This window comes from Bacillus sp. LSHTCR4 (genome assembly GCF_057197025.1).
On sequence record NZ_JBXUNO010000003.1, the window covers coordinates 18,769 to 35,630 of the forward strand.

Genomic DNA, 16,862 nt, shown 5'->3' on the forward strand with positions numbered 1-16,862 from the left:
TGTTAACCTAAAAACAACAGGAGGTTAACATTATGAGAAGATTTCATGTTTTAGATTTAGCATTAGCTGCCATGTTCGTTGCTCTTATGGCTATTGGTGCAAATATTGTATCTTGGGCACCTTTCTTACAAGTAGCGGGCATTCCATTATCTATGCAACCATTTTTCGCAATTTTAGCAGGGCTTCTTCTTGGAAGTAGACTTGGCGCATTATCCATGACGGTTTACATGCTTGTTGGATTAGCAGGTGCGCCAATCTTCGCTAACTTCAAAGCTGGATTTGGAGCACTGTTAGATCCTACTGGTGGTTTTATTATCGCATTTATTATCGTTGCTTACGTATCAGGAAAACTAGTAGAACAAAAGGAAAAACCAACATTTAGCACATTTGCAATTGCTTCGTTCACAGGAATCATTTTAACGTATATTATCGGTACTACTTACATGTACGGGGCAGTCAATTTCTTCATGGGTGGTAATATGAGCTATAAAGCGGCTTGGATGATTATGATGTGGTTCGCGGTAAAAGATATTGTATTTACAATTATCGGCGCTATTATCGCACCTCGTATATACTATGCTGTACGTCGTTCCGCTTATCAGCATTCTCATTCGACAATTTCATAAGAAAAAGGAGTTGTTCCTACTGGAACAACTCCTTTTTTATATTAAGACTCTTGATTCGTATGTTCTTCTAAAATTTTCTTCATCATTACAACCATGTCATCACGTAATTCTGGGTGTTGCAGGGCCATTTCGATTGTTGTTTGAACGAATCCTAACTTTTCACCTACATCGTAGCGCTTTCCTTCGAAATCGTAAGCGAATACACGTTGAATTTCGTTTAAGCTTTGAATCGCATCTGTTAACTGAATTTCACCACCAGCACCAACATGTTGCTGTTCTAAGAACATGAAGATTTCAGGTGTTAAAACGTAACGTCCCATAATTGCTAAGTTTGAAGGTGCTGTACCTGCTGCTGGTTTCTCAACGAAATTGCGAACTTGGTAACGACGTCCTTCCTGCTCTAATGGATCAATAATTCCGTAACGATGTGTTTCGTCTTCTGGAACCGTTTGTACACCAATAACAGAAGAAAGCGTTTTATCATATTCTTCAATTAATTGACGTAAACATGGTTTTTCAGCTTGAACGATATCATCACCTAATAAAACAGCGAATGGCTCGTCACCGATGAATTTACGCGCACACCAAACAGCGTGACCTAATCCTTTTGGTTCTTTTTGACGAATATAGTGAATGTCTACCATTTTTGAAGAAGCCTGTACTTTTTCAAGTAACTCATACTTTTTCTTTTCTAATAAGTTTTGCTCTAACTCAAATGCATTATCAAAATGATCTTCAATAGAACGCTTCGTTTTACCAGTAACGATAATAATATCTTCGATTCCTGATTTTACTGCTTCTTCTACAATGTATTGGATAGTTGGTTTATCAACAATCGGTAACATTTCTTTTGGCATTGCTTTTGTAGCTGGTAAAAAACGTGTTCCTAATCCAGCTGCTGGGATTATCGCTTTTCTTACTCTTTTCATCACAAAATACCCTCTCTTCTGTCAGAATCAATAACGATTATTTCCTTACATAGAATAAAAGGGAAGTTTCACTCCCTTTTATTCCCTACTACTTAAAATTACTTTATATTATAAACGATTCATAATATCTTCTTTAATAGTAAGTAACTTTTGTTCACTATTTTGTAAAGAATTATCTTGCACACCGAAGTAGAACTTAATCTTCGGTTCAGTTCCAGATGGACGTAGGCAGAACCATGAACCATCTTCTAATTGATATTTTAACACATTTGATTTCGGTAAGTGAATCTCTTCTTTATGTCCATCTTGTAAAGATGTAATGATGCTCGCTTTATAGTCTTCAACTGCTACAACTGTTAAGCCCGCTACTTCTTTCGGAGGATTTTCACGGAATGTTGCCATCATTTCTTGAATTTGTTCCGCTCCATCTTTTCCTTTTAGCGTTAACGATACAAGATCTTCACGGAAGAAACCGTACTTCTCAAATACTTCTAATAGACCATCGTATAACGTTTTACCTTGTGATTTGTAGTATGTAGCTACTTCACATGCAAATAGAACAGATTGTACTGCATCTTTATCACGGCAGAATGGACGGATTAAATAACCATAGCTTTCCTCATAACCGAATTGGAATTCGTATTGTCCGCTTTCCTCATACTGTTTAATTTTCTCACCGATAAATTTAAATCCAGTTAACGTATCCACTGTATCTAAACCGTATGCTTTTGCGATTGTACGGCCGATTTCAGACGTTACGATTGTTTTTAATACAACACCGTTCTCTGGAAGCGTTCCGTTTTCTTTCTTTTGAGATAATAAGTAATCAAGCATTAACGCACCTGTTTGGTTACCAGTTAACACTTGGAACTCACCATCGTGATTACGAACTGCTACACCAAGGCGGTCTGCGTCAGGATCTGTTGCGATTAACACATCTGCGCCTATCTTCTCACCGTCACGAATTGCATATTCAAATGCTGCGTGCTCTTCTGGGTTCGGTGATTTTACTGTAGAGAAGTTCGGATCTGGTAACTCTTGCTCTTTTACAACTGTTACATCTGTAAATCCAACTTCTTCTAAACCACGGCGTACAGAAATATTTGATGTTCCGTGTAGTGGTGTGAAGACGATTTTTAAGTCTTTCCCAACCTTTTGTACCATTTCTTTATTAATAATGACATTATTCAATTCTGCAGCATATGCATCATCTACTTCTTGTCCAATAATATGTAATAAACCGTCAGCTTTTAATTGCTCCACATCAGCAACCTCAACTGTTAATTCATCTTCTACTGCGTTTACGTAGCTAATTAATTCATCAGCTTCTTTCGGAGGCAACTGCCCACCATCTTCACCGTATACTTTATAACCATTATATTCAGGCGGATTATGGCTTGCCGTAAGAACGATTCCACTCACTGTATGTAAATGACGAACTGCGAAAGAAAGCACTGGCGTTGGGCGTAAGCTTTCAAACACATATGTTGTAATGCCGTGTGCACCTAGTGTAGCAGCAACTTCCATTGCGAATTCAGGTGATTTATGACGAGAATCATACGCTACAACAACACCACGCTTCTTCGCTTCTTCACCTAACTTTTCAATAAACTTTGCTAATCCTTGTGTCGCTTTACGAACTGTATATACATTCAAACGATTCGTACCAGCACCAAGTTCACCACGCATACCACCTGTACCGAATTCTAGATTTTTATAAAAACTGTCCTCGATTTTCTTCTCATCTTGCTTCATATTTTCTAACTGTTCTTTTAGTTCTGCGTCCAAATCTGCATATGAAAGCCAGCGACTAAATTCTTGTTTCCAGTTCATCCTTCTATCTCCTCTCGCTTGTCATACCTTTATTATATGAAAAAAACAACCTGTATCTCAATATTTTTTACAATCTAACAGGATTTTACTAGTAATATTTGTATACACTATGGTTAAATACTCCACTAAAGGGAATGAGGATTATGCAGGAATGGGGCTTGTCAGAAGAGCTCAAAATACAAACAAAGCAAATGATTGAAATTGCTGAAAAAGAATTATCAATTATGAGGCAAGCAATTGATAAAGAAGATGAATGTATTTTGTGCAAGATGGAAGATATTCATCATATGTTAGCAAATGTACAAACACTGGCAGCTACATACTATATTCAAGCGTATTTATCACCTTATACGGAAAGCTCACAGTTCATTACAACAGCTGTCCAACATTTAAGCGCCAGAAAACACGGTGCTCTTATTGTTGTGGAACGAAACGAGACACTTGAATCTTGTATTCAAACTGGAACAACATTAAATGCTCATTTAACCGCACCACTGCTCGAATCGATTTTTTATCCGGGTAACCCTCTCCATGACGGAGCCGTTCTCGTTAAAAATAATCATATTGTTTCAGCTGCTAATATTCTTCCATTAACAAGAAGCACAGAAGTTGACCCTGAACTAGGAACACGTCACAGAGCTGCAATTGGCTTATCAGAAAAAAGCGATGCACTTATTTTAGTTGTCTCTGAAGAAACGGGTCGCACTTCATTTGCTTTAAACGGTACTTTATATACGATTTCTTTATAAAGTGAAACTATTGTTTACGGGCAGTTCATGTGGGATAAGACGACCATAGTCATACCAATAAAAAAGGCTGTTCCAAAATATAGGAACAGCCTTCTCTTATGATCTTATTCTTCTCCGAAACGTTCAACAAGTGTTGCAAGTGTACGTACCATTGCACCTGTTGCTCCAGCTGGTCCTAAATCATGCGCTCCTGATGATTCAGAGGTTCCAGCGATGTCTAAGTGTACCCAAGGTGTATCTTCAGCAAATTCACCTAAGAATGTACCAGCCATAACCGCATGTCCTTCGCGTCCTGGTGAGTTATTTAAATCAGCAAACTTACTGTTTCTCACGCGCTCTTTATCACGATCAAAAATCGGTAATTGCCAAATTGATTCATCTGTTTCCATAGATGCCTCTAGCACTTGCTCAAACAACTCTTCATTGTTTGTCATTGCACCCGTCGTATGATTTCCAAGTGCAACAATTACACCACCTGTTAATGTCGCAACATCAATCAGATAGTTTGCACCTAATTTTTTCGCATACGTAATACCGTCAGCTAATGCTAAGCGACCTTCTGCATCTGTATTTAATACTTCGATTGTTTTTCCGCTCATAGATGTGATTACATCGTCTGGCTTAAATGCTGTACCACTTACAACGTTATCTGTTGATGGAATAACAGCGATCACATTTTGCTCTGGGCGAAGTTCACCGATAATTTCCATCGCACCTAATACAGCAGCTGCACCGCCCATATCACCTTTCATACCGACCATGCCTTCACGTGGTTTTAAAGAATAACCGCCTGTATCGTATGTGATTCCTTTTCCAACGAATCCAATTACATCTGTCCACTCTTCTTTTCCTTTATAAATAAGAGCGATCATTTTTGGTGGCTCTACACTACCTTGGTTTACTGCAAGTAACGCACCCATACCAAGCTCTTCCATCTCTTCTTTCTCAAGAACTTTATAATCCATATCATACTTCTCAGCTAACTCAACAGCATACTCAGCAAGCTTTGTCGCTGTTAATACGTTTGGGGGCATATTTACAAGTGTACGAGCTGAATTTGTTGCACGTCCATGTACGTAGCCAACTGTTAATGCGGCTTCAATTTCTTGTGTATCTTCCGCTGTAATAGCCGTGAACTTCTCTAACTCTACACGATCCTTTTTATCTGATTTATACGTTTGTAACTCATATGTACCAAGGCCTTGTACCTCTGCTGCAATATGAGCGACATCAATCGCGTCTAATTTCTCCGTTACGAAAGAATCAAGTAAGATTGCTGCATCTTGTACTTTTGCTACTTGCAGTGTTTTAAATGCCTTACCAAGAGCCGCACGTAATGTTTCTGTCGTATAAGATTCTTTCTTACCTAAACCAACAAAATAATAACGTTTCACATCTGTTTTTCCTAAACTATGTACTTTTGAAATAGCTTTCTTCTTCGTAGAAAGTTCTTTCTCTTCTAATAAAACTTGTAATTGTCCTTCAAACGCTTTGTCCAGCTCTTGTACAAAACTACTCGTTTTCTCTTCTTCAAATAAGGCAACAATCACCGCTTCATGGCTTGCTAATTCTTTTTGTACGTAAAACATGTTCAGACCCCCTAAATTTCTCTACTCTACCTTTATTATAACTTTATTTTCGATAAAATGCGACAATTCTAACTTCTGTTATTTCATACATAATCGCCTTCCTACTTTATAAAATAAAAAAAGTCTAGCGTAATTACCACTAGACTATCTTTGTTTTAAATATTGACCACGAAACACTTGCATCGTTTCATCTTGATTTAACATCGTTAATTCTTCTTCTGAAAACTTACCGTTTCCTAGCTTAACTACATACACATTTACTTTTTTCTTACCCCATTGGCTATAAACATCTTTCACCGTATCATAGTACAAATCAAGACGGTTTCCTTTTATTGCACCGCCCTTATCAGCTACTACACCATACCCATAACCTGGTACGAATAAAATTGTTCCAATTGGGAATACACGTAAGTCTGCTGCGATTGTGGAATATAAATCCCTTTTCGCCTTAACACCTGAATATGTAATACCATACTCCGGATGTCCCGGCCTCTTACCAGTTGACTCAATTCCCGACGTATAACCTGTTGCCGTCATTTCAATTGAACGATATTTAGACCAGTCGTTTGCCTGTTCTAAAGCATTTATCACTTCTTTACTCGGAGCAACATTTCTCTTAACTTCTGTTGCATGTACTTCTTTTGCACTCGTTCCCTCATACTTCTTTACAATCTCTAATAAAGAAACGCCTGTGAAAGCATTCCATGTTACGCATAATGCGGATACAAGTAAACAAGTCATCATAATGCGAATACAATATCGTTTTAACATTTTTATATTCCACACTCCTTCATCGTTAATCATTCCCTATACGATGAAGGAATATGCAAAAAAATAATCTCCAATTGCATTGGAGATTAAAACATTTGATATCCGCTTTTCCGAAGTTTCTTAATTACGATTCCTGCTAAAGCAGCACCAACCAATCCAGTAGATAAAATAAACACATCTGCTTGTCCTAAATGCGATACACTTGTCCCAAATGAAGAAAATGTTTCTTTTGGCTTTGAAAAATAATCCCACACACTTGCCTTATTAATAATAAGCATACAAACAATCGGATACACAATAACCATTACCCATGTCGCTCGCAATATCATGTTGAGTAAAAATCCAATTCCAAAAAACAAAATAAAAAATAACATCATTGAAATAAGTAGTACCGGTATACTCACTCTTTCTCCCTCTCCTTCGTATGCGCCGTAAATACGTGATAGGCTGTATAACCAAATTGCTCTCCTGGATTTAATGTTTTGTCCATTTCAAGATATAATTCTGATTGTCTTTCTAACAAATATGTAATAAGCACAGACGTATTTGGATCGTCCGCAATCGTATCTGGATGTAGAAATGCTACTTCAGACAATTCCTTCTCCTGTACAATAATATTTTCCCCTTCAGGTTCCAAAAGGAAAATAATCATATTATCACTAATCTCATTTCGAATTACGCCCGATCGAACACCAATGATTCCCTTCACATGAGCGACAATACCTGTTTCTTCTAACACTTCGCGTTTCACAGCTTCATCAACGGTCTCACCTTCATTTACAAAACCAGCCGGTAAAGACCATTTCCCCTTTAATCCACTATATTTTTTCTTAACGAATAGCCACCTGCCATCTTTTGTAGCTACTAGGCCACTGACAGCTAACCATACTTTTCCTCGCTTCTCCATGATGCAATACCCTCCTCTATTAGAACGGACAGAATATTCTTTCTTTTTTATATATTATACTATATTTTTTAAATGAAAAAAGCAGAAACAGCTCTTAGCCGTTTCTGCTTTTTCTACTATATATTAAAAGAACTTTAATTTACCTTTTTTAAGAACTAATAAAGGTCCACCTAATAAGAATAGGTAACGGTTATCAATAACTTTCTTCATGAAGGAAGCTTTCCAACCTGTTAACTTTTTGCCCATAACAACGCCCATTGCATCGTCATGACCTAAAGAACATACAGATCCTTTATTATCGAATGCGAATTTCTTCATTTCGCCTTTACCACGAACTAACACAGTTAAGTTGTGTGCAATGTTGTAACCTTGTTGAATTGCGATTTGTGCTGTTGGTGGGTATGGACGGTTAATTTCTTCGTTAATGATTAACGCTGCGTCACCAACCATGAATACATCTTCGTATCCTGGAGCGTGCATGTACTCATCAACTTTTACACGTCCACGCATTGCTTCAAAGCCAGACTCTTCCACAATACCGTTACCACGAACACCTGCAGCCCAAACTACTGTTTCAGACTTAATTAATTCAGTATCATCGCCATTTGCAACGATAATACCTTCTTCAGTTGCTTCTTTAATTGCTGTACCGATGCGGAATTCTACGCCTTTTTTCTCAAGTTGTTTTACAGCGTATTCTACTAATGCAGGATCGAAACCTGGAAGTGCTGTTGGAGCAGCTTCTACACAGATGATACGTGCTTTTTCACGTGGTACATTGTACTCTTTGCAAAGTTCAGGAACACGGTTCGCAAGCTCACCCACGTACTCGATACCAGTAAATCCAGCACCACCAACAACGATTGTTACTAGCTCATCGCGTTGTTCAGTTGCATATTTAGCGAAACTAGCTTCCATATGCTCACGAATTTCACGAGTTGCATTAATGTTAGCGATTGAGAATGCGTGCTCTTTTAATCCTGTAATTCCGAATGTTTCTGATTCGAAACCAAGACCGATTACTAAGTAGTCATACTCTAGCTCGCCGTCTTTTAAGATAATGCGTTTTTCAGCAGCTTTAATTTCTACTACTGTGTCTTGTACAAAGTTCACTTTATTTGTATCAATAACGTCTTGAATATCTAGACAGATTTTTTCATCTTGTAATGTACCAGCTGCGCTCTCATGTAACCAAGTCGCTTGGTAGTGATAGCTGTTGTTGTTTACTAACGTAATTTCAGCTTCATTTACAGATAATGCTTTTTGCAGACGAACAGTCGTAATCATCCCGCCATAACCTGCACCTAAAACTACGATTTTTGGAGTCTTCACCAAATCACAACCCTTTTCTTTATATAATAGTAATAAAAAATAATACCAAGTACTAAAAACTCTATTTGTCAAGAATGTGGAATTTATCACATTCTATATCATAACAAAACGCAGTCAAAAAATCGTACGAATTTTGTCATAGAAATTTAACATAATACTTCCCTATATTAGTCGGTTTTATTCCAGAATTCAAGCGTCTGGGGAATTATCAATATTTTAAAATAACATAGCGTTTTCAAGGGTTTTTCAGCCTTTTTTTCATGTATTTTCCTTTCTGTATATTTTATACAATGTAAAAAACATCTATGCGGAAACTTACACACAATTCAGTCGTTTTCAGAAGTATTCTGAACTCAAATATGCTATCATTTATTTGAAAGTATTATCATTTGCAGGATTTTCGTGTACATATGAACAATATATGAAATCAATATCAAAATTCCATCTATAGGGGGAATGAAAGTGGCAGAAAATCAAAAAGTTTACGACATAACAATTATTGGTGGTGGTCCAACAGGACTATTCACAGCATTTTATGGCGGTATGAGACAAGCAAGTGTAAAAATTATTGAAAGCTTACCTCAGCTTGGAGGACAATTATCCGCACTCTACCCTGAAAAATACATTTATGATGTAGCTGGATTCCCGAAAGTGCGCGCACAAGAATTAGTGGATAACTTAAAAGAGCAAATGAAGAAATTTGATCCAACCGTTTGTTTAGAAGAAGCTGTTGATACGCTTGAGAAACAAGCTGACGGTATATTTAAACTTGTTACGAATAAGCAGACTCACTATTCTAAATCAGTTATTATTACTGCTGGCAATGGTGCTTTCCAACCACGCCGCTTAGAATTAGAAGGGACCGCAAAGTACGAAAAGAAAAACTTACATTATTTCGTTGATGATATGAATAAATTTGCTGGTAAGCGCGTCGTAGTATTTGGCGGCGGCGATTCAGCGGTAGATTGGACAATGATGTTAGAGCCGATCGCCGACAAAGTTACAATCGTTCATCGCCGTGATAAATTCCGCGCACATGAACATAGCGTAGAAAGCTTAATGAACTCTCGTGCAGAAGTAAGCACACCGTATGTTCCAGTTGAACTCATTGGTGATGACAAAATTGAACAAGTCGTTCTTCAGCATGTAAAAACGGAAGAAAAAATTGTCATCGATGTTGATGATGTAATCGTAAACTACGGCTTCGTTTCTTCCCTTGGCCCAATTAAAAACTGGGGCTTAGATATACAAAAAAACAGCATTCTCGTGAACTCGAAAATGGAAACAAATATTCCTGGCATTTACGCTGCTGGTGACATTTGTACATATGAAGGAAAAGTAAAACTCATTGCTTGCGGCTTCGGTGAAGCACCAACAGCAGTAAACAATGCGAAAGCTTACTTCGATCCAAACGCAAAACTTCAACCGATGCACAGCTCAAGTATGTTTTAATATAGAAATGAAAAGAACTCCTTTTATGTGAAGGAGTTCTTTTTTTATCGTGCTACCATCCCCTTCCAAAATATGTTACAATAAATAAGAACAAATGTTCCATTCAATAAGGGGGATATTTTAAATGAAAGAACCTATCATCGTAAAAAAAGAAGCTTTCCAAGCAATCGGCATTTCGATTACGACGACCAACGAAAAAGAGGCATCTATAGAAGGAAAAATTCCCGGGCTTTGGAACCGCTACTTCCAAGAACAAATGATGCATCACATCCCAAATCAACAAACGAAAGAAACATTCGCTTTCTACTCAAACTACGAATCAGACGAAACTGGTACATATCAATTCACAATCGGTATGCCCGTTTCTTCATTAGAAGACGTTCCTGAAAATATGACAACTTTAACAATACCTGCCGCTACGTATGCGGTATTTACAACGAGAAAGGGACCGGTTGCTGAAGTCGTTTGCGAGGCTTGGGACTATATTTGGAAATGGTCAAAAGAAAACAAGCGTGCTTTTACAACAGACTTTGAGCTTTATGACGAAAGAGCGTTAGATCCAAACAACGTTCAATTGGATATTTATATTGCATTAGCCTAAACGACAAAAAAGAAGATACCATTTGGTATCTTCTTTTTGTCGTTAAATAGCCACTGTGCAAATGCAACATAATTGTCTACAATGAGAAAGTGCAGTATAGAAATATTAGAAACTGTATAAAGTGAAACTATACTCAGTGGTGGGGGGGTATTCATCCCCCACCACTGAGTATTAGTTGAACCAATCGGACGTTTACGGGTAGTTAGTCTCCCACCTAACTTCTTTGCTCGAGCCAAATTTTGAGGTGGGAGTTTTACTGCCCGTTAACGCGGGATAAAGGGATTGTTAACAAGTTTTTTAGTTTAAATTTGTCACATAGAAAGGAAGCAATATGGAGGAACTACAACAAAATAAATCTGCTTTAGAAGGAAGCGGAAAGCCGTTATTAAAAAATACGAATTTCCTTTTTCTTTGGGCAGCTACTCTTTTTTCAAGTTTCGCTTTAGCCTTTTTTACTTTTTCACAAACGTGGTACATAGCAAAAACATTAAACCTTGAGGCATCACTCGGTGTTGTTTTCGTAGCTCTTAGTGTTCCAAGGCTTATTTTTATGATTATCGGCGGCGCTGTAGCTGATAAATTCCCGAAAAAGAACATTATGTTTTATTCTAATATTATTCGTGCTATTCTTGTCGCAACTATCCTTACATGGTTCATCGTAGGTGATGTAACACTATATACATTTGCTTTATTCGCTTTATTCTTTGGACTTGCTGATGCTTTTTTCTGGTCAGCTGATGGATCTATCTTGCCTGAACTTGTCGAAAAAAGCCGTTTAACACAAGCAAACTCACTTACACAAATGACAAACCAAGCATCGGTCATCTTAGGCCCTGTACTTGGCGGCATTCTTATCAAATTTACGAACTATGAAACGATTTTCTCGATTACAATTTTATTACTCATTGTCGCAGCCATACTCGTTCAAAAAATACAATTTACGATGCCAGAGCAGCAAAATACAGACAAAGGCATGTTCACTTCTATTAAAGAAGGAATTTTATATGTAAAGGAATCGCCATTCCTTTCAACTTTCCTTATTTGTAGCGCCTTTCTAAACTTATTTTTAATCGGTCCGATGCAAGTCGGTTTCCCGCTTTTCGTTAAAAATGTTCTGCACGGTGATTCGCTTCAGTTTAGTTACTTAGAAGCGTCTGTCGGCGGCGGAATGGCAATAGGCGCTGTCATTGTCGGTTTAAAAAATATTAATCGTAGACGCGGTCTATTTTGCATTATCATGATGCTACTGTCTGGTGTATTCTTCTTATCCATCAACTTTAGCACTTTACTATGGCAAGCATTATTAGCTGGCATGTTTTACGGTATTACAATCGCAATGGCTATCGTTCCACTGATGGCGATGATTCAATCGACAGTAAAAGAAGAAATGATGGGGCGCGTAATGAGTTTACTTATGCTATCATCAATGGGCTTTATCCCGCTTTCTTATGCATTCACATCAATCGCGCTTGCAATAGGAATTCCAATCGTAACCGTTATGAAAAGTGGTGCAATCGCCGTTATCGTCTTCGTACTATTTGTAGCGATTCGTGTTCCTGTTGTAAGAAAGTTTGATTAACTACTTGGAGTCATGCGTTATACGCATGGCTCCTTTTTAAACGGATCAAATAACGGTATTCCCTTACTTCTTCTCATAGCTGCTCCCCATTCCAATCCAACCTCTAAAAATAAATCCCGCACTGTACTATATAAAAGTGCCTTCACATTTTTACGGATTTCTCCGTATTTATACGCTCTCACAACACTTTTCACGCGCCAAATGAAATTTCCATACACTTCTTCATCAGCTAATATTTGCTCCAGTAACACACCTTGCTCTAGTAACCCACTCTTTTTATATGCAAGTTCCACCTTACTCCAAAATATATTTATCTTCTTCGGATTACTCGTCATCGGCAGAAGTGCATATATAAAAGGCTTCGGTATATCGTGACGGCAATACGTCTCATCAAGCTCGTACGTTCCTTTTCTATTCTCTTTTATTTGTGGAATGTTTTTAGAAAGAATGGTTTCCCCCTCATATTTTTGCTCATTTTTACTACAGCCAGATGCACAATCCTCACTTTCACATGCGGACATTTTCATACGGTCATCCATGCGGTCAATTGCAGATATAAGAAATACATATAAGTTCGCACTATATCCGCCGCGCCTATGTCTTTCTTTTGTCGCAACACGCTTTATAATTCCTAGTTCCTCTAACTTTGCAATGGAGCGGCGTACTGTACGAATACTCTTTCCAACATTTGTAGCAATTGTCTCCATTAACGGACAAGCAACTCCTACTGTTTTCTGTTTCTCATTCACTGCATACTTTCCTAAAAAATGAATAATGGTAGCATCCGTTTTATTTAATTGAAATCGATAATATTTCAAAACTTGTTTTTGATATGTATTAAACTCTTCTTTACTTCGAAATTCACTATATGGTTTCATTAAGTTATATAAGCTTCCCATTTTTATCACCTCATTTATAAGTAAGAGGCAGGAAGGGAATTTGGCGTACTATTTAATATTTTTTTAGTGGAGATGAAAATATGATTGTAATTAGCGCTTGTTTAGGTGGTATTGCTTGTCGGTATGATGGAAATGACAATCTCGTTTCAAAAATAGAGGAGCTACTGCAACAAGAAGATACAGTCCTCATTTGTCCTGAAGTATTAGGAGGATTGCCAACGCCTCGTCCTTCAGCTGAGATTATTGGCGGGAATGGCGATGACGTTTTAGATGGAAAAGCGAAAGTGATGACAAAAGACGGTGAAGATGTCACGGAATCTTTCGTGAGTGGTGCTTATAAAGCGCTAGAACAAATTAAAAATTTACACCCAGAATATATTATTTTGAAAGAACGTAGTCCATCTTGTGGTAGTTCTACCATTTACACTGGAGAATTTAACGGGAATAAACAAACTGGTTACGGGGTAACAACTGCTTTATTCAAAAGACATGGATTTACAGTCATTTCAGAAGAAGATTTTGAGAATATAAAAAGGAATTGACCCTGTTCGTCAATTCCTTTTTTCTTTCTTATTTTGCACCTAATTTTTCTTTCACTTTTGCAGGAAGCTCGTCTTTCTTTACTTCTTCCCAAGCCGATACACCTTTTTTATCTGAATGGTATACACGTAAGAATGCATCTTTACGAAGATTTTTTTGTGCATTAAATTCTAATTCTTTTTCTTTTCCGTCTTTATCAAACCCTTTTAATTTATACTCAAAATGTTTGTATGGCTCTCCGTTATCAGACTTACCATTATACTCTTTTCCGTCTACTGTAATTTGAACGTAATACTCATCTTTACCCATACGGTTAATATCACAACCTACTAACAGGCTTGCGAATACAACTAAAATACTAAACAGTGCAATATATCTTTTCATTTCCTTCACCTCATATGTTTTTTCTTATAGTCTTATCTTAAAGCCCAGAGCTTAAAGAAGAAATTCAAAAACATGACATGAACATTACACTTTTGTAAGATAATAATTATTTCTTTATTCTAGGATCTGTCATCCCGTCACCAATTGAAATGAGTACAGATTCTAAATTCGGATGAGTTGCTACTACTTCATTATAAAAAGCCTTAAGGGAAATGAATGAAGCATCTCCCTTAAGGCTTTTTATCCTCTATCTCTTTACTGCCAATTTTTTATGTACCTATTACCGCCAATAACGTCTTTCACGCCAGTTTCGCCACTTATCACGTAATTTCCTTATACCGTTTATTACACCTTCTATTATGCATTCTATTATAATATCTATCACAAGGTATCTTATAAATCTAAAAATGGGACCTATAACATACTTCAATATAAATTCAAAAATATTTTCCAGCATATATCCCCTCTTTCTACCCTTCCATTATAACTGGAAAAAAGAGAACTCTAAAAGAAGCTCAAATAAATAATAATGCACGATTTGAACAACTTAAAGCTACTTCAACAGCTATCTTTTGTACCAATTAGCAGTTTCGTTTTCAATATATGAAAAGGGATTTCTAAATGATGAAGTGAATATATATTTATTGTTTTCTAGCTTTTGAGTGAAAGTTTTTTACATAAGTTTCATTCTGTCCTAATTTAAAGGTTTCGAGAGGAGAAATAATATGAATCCCATTTTGTTAGATGTTCCGTTACAAATAGAAACAGACAGACTCATTCTTAGAGCACCACTTCAAGCTGGTGAAGGGAATGTAGTACAGGAAGCTATTCAAGATTCAATTCGTGAATTAAAGCAGTGGTTGTCTTTATTCCAATCAATTCCTACTGTTGAAGAAACTGAAATTCTTCTGAGAAATGCGCATATAGATTTTTTGAAAAGAGAAAGCTTCCGCTATCTTATCTATCAAAAGGAGACGAATGATTTTGTTGGGACGGCTAGCCTTCACCGAATTAATTGGAATGTTTCTAAATGTGAAATTGGATACTGGGTTAACAAGCAATTTAGTGGCAGTGGCTATATGACAGAAACAGTAAACGCGTTAACAAACCTTGGATTTCAGTTATTCAAATTTAGAAGGATTGAAATACGATGTGACTCTAATAACACGAAAAGTCGTGCGATTCCTGAAAAACTAGGCTTTGAACTTGAAGGGGTATTACGTAATGAAGATTTTTCAGCTGACGGCAAACAACTAACTGATACTTGTATCTATGCAAAGATAAAGTAAAACTTTAATGAGCTCTTACCAATTGGACTTTTACGCCAAAAGAAAAGACCTCCTTAACGATTTTGTTTCATCGCTAAAAAGGTCTTTCTCTATTTCTGCTAAAAACTTAGCACTCTTCTGGCTTACCAGCATTCGATGCTGTACGGAAAGATGATCCACATCCGCATGATGCGATTGCGTTTGGATTATCGATTGTGAATCCGCCGCCAAGCATAGATTGTTTATAATCAATTTTTACTCCTTTAACAATGGGCGCACTTTCTTTATCGATAACAAATTCGACACCGAAAAACTCAAGAACTGTGTCGTCTTCTTTTGGTTCTACTTCAAATCCTAAGCCGTAAGAAAGACCACTACATCCGCCGCCGTGTACAGCAAGGCGCACGTACTTCTCTCCATCTTCAGCATCTTTTAACATATCTTTAATTTGAAAAGCTGCTTGTTCTGTTACTTCAATCATGAAATACACCATCCTTTCTGTTCTTCTTCTATTATACATCTTTACGCTTCTATCTTGTACTCATACACTCCGCGGCAAATTACTTCTGCTGGTCCTTTCATTAACACGTTGCCTTCTTCTGTCCATGCAATCATTAAATCGCCACCAGCTAAATGAACTGTAATTTCCTTACCACGTTCCATCTTTCCATTTAAAATAGAGGCTACAACTGCAGCACACGCCCCTGTTCCGCAAGCTTGTGTTACACCAGATCCACGTTCCCAAACGCGGAAATTCATCTCTTCCTCATTCAAAATCTCGATAAATTCAACATTTACTCGTTCCGGGAACATTTCATGTGTCTCAAGAACTGGTCCAAGTGTTGTAAGAGGTGCTTGTTCTACATCGTCAACGAAAATAACTGCATGCGGGTTCCCCATTGAAACAGCTGTAAATGCATAACGATGATTATTGTATAAGAAGTTTTCACGAATAAATGGTGTTTCCCCTTCACCAAGCATCGGTATTTCCGCACGTGTTAAACGAGGTGCTCCCATATCGATTTTCGCTAATGTAACTTTCCCTTCTTCTACCGTTACTTCCGCTGTTACGATGCCAGCTAACGTTTCAATTGTGAAAACTGTATCTTCTACTAGTTTATGCTCATACGCATATTTCGCTACGCAGCGTAAACCGTTACCACAGCTCTTTCCTTCTGATCCATCATTATTAAACATGCGCATTTTCACCGGTGCTACATCAGATGGACAAATTAAAATCATTCCATCTGCTCCAATACCAGTATTAATATTTGAAACCTTTTCCGCCACAAGAGCTAAATCTTCTTCAGGAATTTGTTCTTCAAACATATTTACATATATATAACTATTGCCAAGACCATGCATTTTTGTAAAAGAAAATTGGCTCATTTATATTCACTCCA

Annotated in this window: 18 protein-coding genes; 7 read left to right on the top strand and 11 right to left on the bottom strand. The window is 37.3% G+C overall.

Features of this window, described 5'->3' with window-relative positions:
- Positions 1-32 precede the first annotated feature (32 nt).
- Positions 33-626, top strand: a complete 594-nt coding sequence (locus AC2CGR_RS19640; protein WP_087968556.1) for a biotin transporter BioY — start codon at positions 33-35, stop codon at positions 624-626.
- Positions 627-667: 41 nt separating this feature from the next.
- On the opposite strand, the gene galU is transcribed toward AC2CGR_RS19640, so the two are convergent.
- Both galU and AC2CGR_RS19650 read right to left on the bottom strand, forming a co-directional pair.
- Positions 668-1,555 (bottom strand): UTP--glucose-1-phosphate uridylyltransferase GalU, encoded by an 888-nt coding sequence (gene galU, locus AC2CGR_RS19645; protein WP_000832653.1) that lies wholly within the window; start codon positions 1,553-1,555, stop codon positions 668-670.
- A gap of 108 nt (positions 1,556-1,663) precedes the next feature.
- Positions 1,664-3,388, bottom strand: coding sequence for a phospho-sugar mutase (locus AC2CGR_RS19650; RefSeq protein ID WP_484481082.1), 1,725 nt, complete (start codon positions 3,386-3,388; stop codon positions 1,664-1,666).
- 143 nt (positions 3,389-3,531) lie between these two features.
- Between AC2CGR_RS19650 and cdaS the strand changes: the two genes are divergently transcribed.
- On the top strand, positions 3,532-4,137 hold the full coding sequence (gene cdaS / locus AC2CGR_RS19655; RefSeq protein WP_001158742.1) for a sporulation-specific diadenylate cyclase CdaS: 606 nt from the start codon (positions 3,532-3,534) through the stop codon (positions 4,135-4,137).
- 104 nt (positions 4,138-4,241) lie between these two features.
- Here cdaS and pepA read toward each other — a convergent pair whose 3' ends face one another.
- From pepA to AC2CGR_RS19680, 5 genes are all read right to left on the bottom strand, one after another.
- The gene (pepA, locus tag AC2CGR_RS19660) at positions 4,242-5,726 is read right to left on the bottom strand and encodes a cytosol aminopeptidase (RefSeq protein WP_087968558.1); all 1,485 of its coding nucleotides are present in this window, start codon (positions 5,724-5,726) and stop codon (positions 4,242-4,244) included.
- Positions 5,727-5,870: 144 nt separating this feature from the next.
- Complete coding sequence (locus AC2CGR_RS19665; RefSeq protein ID WP_484481083.1) at positions 5,871-6,497, bottom strand: 3D domain-containing protein; 627 nt, start codon at positions 6,495-6,497, stop codon at positions 5,871-5,873.
- Positions 6,498-6,583: 86 nt separating this feature from the next.
- Positions 6,584-6,901 carry a YuiB family protein gene (locus AC2CGR_RS19670; protein ID WP_000027019.1) on the bottom strand — a complete coding sequence of 106 codons (318 nt, stop codon included), beginning with the start codon at positions 6,899-6,901 and terminating at the stop codon, positions 6,584-6,586.
- Complete coding sequence (locus tag AC2CGR_RS19675) at positions 6,898-7,404, bottom strand: NUDIX hydrolase (RefSeq protein WP_087968560.1); 507 nt, start codon at positions 7,402-7,404, stop codon at positions 6,898-6,900. Before AC2CGR_RS19675 ends, AC2CGR_RS19670 begins: the two co-directional genes overlap by 4 nt.
- A gap of 123 nt (positions 7,405-7,527) precedes the next feature.
- Positions 7,528-8,736, bottom strand: coding sequence for an NAD(P)/FAD-dependent oxidoreductase (locus AC2CGR_RS19680; protein WP_000856608.1), 1,209 nt, complete (start codon positions 8,734-8,736; stop codon positions 7,528-7,530).
- A gap of 462 nt (positions 8,737-9,198) precedes the next feature.
- Between AC2CGR_RS19680 and AC2CGR_RS19685 the strand changes: the two genes are divergently transcribed.
- From AC2CGR_RS19685 to AC2CGR_RS19695, 3 genes are all read left to right on the top strand, one after another.
- Positions 9,199-10,188 carry an NAD(P)/FAD-dependent oxidoreductase gene (locus tag AC2CGR_RS19685; protein WP_131100972.1) on the top strand — a complete coding sequence of 330 codons (990 nt, stop codon included), beginning with the start codon at positions 9,199-9,201 and terminating at the stop codon, positions 10,186-10,188.
- A 124-nt stretch (positions 10,189-10,312) separates the two neighbouring features.
- Positions 10,313-10,789, top strand: a complete 477-nt coding sequence (locus AC2CGR_RS19690; RefSeq protein ID WP_087968562.1) for a GyrI-like domain-containing protein — start codon at positions 10,313-10,315, stop codon at positions 10,787-10,789.
- A gap of 331 nt (positions 10,790-11,120) precedes the next feature.
- The gene (locus tag AC2CGR_RS19695) at positions 11,121-12,368 is read left to right on the top strand and encodes an MFS transporter (RefSeq protein ID WP_270184692.1); all 1,248 of its coding nucleotides are present in this window, start codon (positions 11,121-11,123) and stop codon (positions 12,366-12,368) included.
- A 17-nt stretch (positions 12,369-12,385) separates the two neighbouring features.
- On the opposite strand, the gene AC2CGR_RS19700 is transcribed toward AC2CGR_RS19695, so the two are convergent.
- Complete coding sequence (locus AC2CGR_RS19700; protein ID WP_087968563.1) at positions 12,386-13,267, bottom strand: helix-turn-helix domain-containing protein; 882 nt, start codon at positions 13,265-13,267, stop codon at positions 12,386-12,388.
- An 80-nt stretch (positions 13,268-13,347) separates the two neighbouring features.
- Here AC2CGR_RS19700 and AC2CGR_RS19705 point away from each other — a divergent pair, with 80 nt between their 5' ends.
- Positions 13,348-13,809 carry a 2-thiouracil desulfurase family protein gene (locus AC2CGR_RS19705; protein WP_087968564.1) on the top strand — a complete coding sequence of 154 codons (462 nt, stop codon included), beginning with the start codon at positions 13,348-13,350 and terminating at the stop codon, positions 13,807-13,809.
- A 28-nt stretch (positions 13,810-13,837) separates the two neighbouring features.
- Here AC2CGR_RS19705 and AC2CGR_RS19710 read toward each other — a convergent pair whose 3' ends face one another.
- Positions 13,838-14,191, bottom strand: a complete 354-nt coding sequence (locus tag AC2CGR_RS19710; protein WP_087968565.1) for a YxeA family protein — start codon at positions 14,189-14,191, stop codon at positions 13,838-13,840.
- A 725-nt stretch (positions 14,192-14,916) separates the two neighbouring features.
- On the opposite strand from AC2CGR_RS19710, the gene AC2CGR_RS19715 reads away from it, so the two are divergent.
- A complete protein-coding gene (locus tag AC2CGR_RS19715) occupies positions 14,917-15,480 on the top strand; it encodes a GNAT family N-acetyltransferase (RefSeq protein WP_270184691.1) in 564 nt (187 codons plus the stop codon).
- A 106-nt stretch (positions 15,481-15,586) separates the two neighbouring features.
- Here the strand turns inward: AC2CGR_RS19715 and AC2CGR_RS19720 are convergent, their stop codons facing one another.
- Together AC2CGR_RS19720 and dapF are read right to left on the bottom strand one after the other, a co-directional pair.
- Complete coding sequence (locus AC2CGR_RS19720; protein WP_000573821.1) at positions 15,587-15,940, bottom strand: HesB/IscA family protein; 354 nt, start codon at positions 15,938-15,940, stop codon at positions 15,587-15,589.
- Positions 15,941-15,981: 41 nt separating this feature from the next.
- Entirely contained in the window at positions 15,982-16,848 is an 867-nt protein-coding gene (gene dapF / locus AC2CGR_RS19725; RefSeq protein ID WP_000077386.1) for a diaminopimelate epimerase, read from the bottom strand.
- Positions 16,849-16,862 lie beyond the last annotated feature (14 nt).